The sequence below is a fragment of the bacterium genome (genome assembly GCA_040755795.1).
In the GTDB taxonomy this organism is placed as follows: Bacteria; UBA9089; CG2-30-40-21; order CG2-30-40-21; family SBAY01; genus JBFLXS01.
Window position 1 is genome coordinate 1 of the sequence record JBFLXS010000620.1, and the last position, 1,728, is coordinate 1,728.

The 1,728-nt window shown below is 41.3% G+C and carries 4 protein-coding genes; all 4 read left to right on the forward strand.

Annotated elements, in window-relative coordinates; all coding sequences use genetic code 11:
• Positions 1 to 164 precede the first annotated feature (164 nt).
• The 4 genes from AB1414_20300 to AB1414_20315 all read left to right on the forward strand — a co-directional run bounded on the left by AB1414_20300 (position 165) and on the right by AB1414_20315 (position 1,505).
• Positions 165 to 401: a DUF4160 domain-containing protein gene (locus AB1414_20300; protein ID MEW6609755.1), complete on the forward strand. Its 237-nt coding sequence runs from the start codon at positions 165 to 167 to the stop codon at positions 399 to 401.
• Positions 385 to 702 (forward strand): DUF2442 domain-containing protein, encoded by a 318-nt coding sequence (locus tag AB1414_20305; GenBank protein ID MEW6609756.1) that lies wholly within the window; start codon positions 385 to 387, stop codon positions 700 to 702. The genes AB1414_20300 and AB1414_20305 overlap by 17 nt, the downstream gene beginning before the upstream one ends.
• A gap of 259 nt (positions 703 to 961) precedes the next feature.
• Positions 962 to 1,198 (forward strand): DUF4160 domain-containing protein, encoded by a 237-nt coding sequence (locus tag AB1414_20310; protein MEW6609757.1) that lies wholly within the window; start codon positions 962 to 964, stop codon positions 1,196 to 1,198.
• Complete coding sequence (locus tag AB1414_20315; protein ID MEW6609758.1) at positions 1,179 to 1,505, forward strand: DUF2442 domain-containing protein; 327 nt, start codon at positions 1,179 to 1,181, stop codon at positions 1,503 to 1,505. The genes AB1414_20310 and AB1414_20315 overlap by 20 nt, the downstream gene beginning before the upstream one ends.
• Positions 1,506 to 1,728: the final 223 nt, after the last annotated feature.

Consider the following 1,728-nt stretch of genomic DNA (forward strand, 5'->3'; position numbering starts at 1 on the left):
AACCCTGCGTTGCAGTTGACGGCGGGGGACTGTGCCGTGGTCAGAGTTTTGTGGTCTCTCAAAGTTTTATCTTGCTATCAAACTTTTGTGGTAATTCTCCCCGCCGCACCTGAACTTTATCGTTAGGTGTATAACTGATATACGAGGAGAGGGTAAATTATACAATGCCAACAATTAAAAATATCCCAGGTCCTTATCGGTTTTTCTTTTATAGCTTCGATTGTTACGAATCCAAACATGTACATGTCCAAAGGGAAAGAATGGTTTGTAAGTTTTGGCTCGAACCTGTTATACTAAGCAAAAACTATGGTTTTTCACCAAAAGAGCTCAATGATATCCGCCAAATTATTCAATCTAATCGAAACAAAATTATGGAGGTATGGAATGAACACTGCGGCTAATTTAATAGAACCACGAATTAGAACTGTTCGTGTCACAGAAGAAGAAATTATTGCTTATCTTGTTGATGGTCGTGTTATTAGCGTACCACTTGTCTGGTCATGGCGTCTTTTAGAGGCAACTCCTGAACAACGCTCAAACTTTGAGATTATTGGAGATGGTCAAGGTATACATTGGCCAGATATTGACGAAGATATTAGTGCGGAAGGGATGTTATATGGAATCCCTGCACGTCGACCAAAACGAGATTATTTACATGTTTCTGTTGCTGGTAATCCCGGAGACACAATACTAAATTATTAAGAAGGGAAGCAAATCAGAAGAAGAAAAAAGAGGGCGAAGTGGAATTTTTTCCTAACAAGTCGTTGCAGTTGACGCCTGGGGACTGTGCCGTGGTCAGAGTTTTGTGGTCTCTCAAAGTTTTATCTGGCTATCAAACTTTAGTGGTAATTCTCCCCGCCGCACCTGAACTTTATCGTTAGCCCATAGCAGTGACAACCTGTTATCACTTGGAAATTAACCAGTAAAACTTATTATACAAGAGATATAAGGAGAGGCGATTATGCCAACTGTTCTCGAAGATGGTCCATATAGATTTGTTTTCTTTAGTTCTGATAAGGGTGAACCACCCCATATTCATGTAAAGCGGGACCGTCGAATCGCCAAGTTTTGGATAACTCCTGTTTCCTTGGTGAAAAACCGGGGTTTTCCTGGACACGAACTGAATCAGATTGCTCGTCTTGTAGTAGAGCATGAATCAACTCTTTTGGAGGCGTGGTATGAATACTTTGGTGCTTGAAGTAGAACCTATAGCGATAGGAGTTACAGTAACAGATGAGGAATTGGTAGTGGACCTGACAGATGGACGGCGTATTGTTGTCCCACTTGCCTGGTATCCACGATTATTCTATGCTTCACCAACTGAGCGGCAAAACTGGCAATTATTGGGAGATGGATATGCAATTGAGTGGCCTGACCTTGACGAACACATTGGTATTGATGGATTGATAGCGGGACGGCACAGTGGCGAGAGCCAAAAGTCACTTAATAGCTGGTTATCTGCTCGCCGTGTTCAATCTGGAAGCATAATAGGAATTAAACCTTGAAATCTGGGTAGTTGCATGAGAATTTCCTGTAATGAGATAGTTCTGCGAGTAGGAAGAAAGGAAAAAAAACGATAGCAGGGTGAATCTTTTGTCTAACTTTCGGTTGGAGATGAGAAAATGGGAGAATTAATTTATTTGTCGAGATGATTCATTGTAACCGTTCAGGTGGTAATTTACCGCAGAGACGCAAGAGTTTACAGAGAAGATATGGAAATAAATCAGA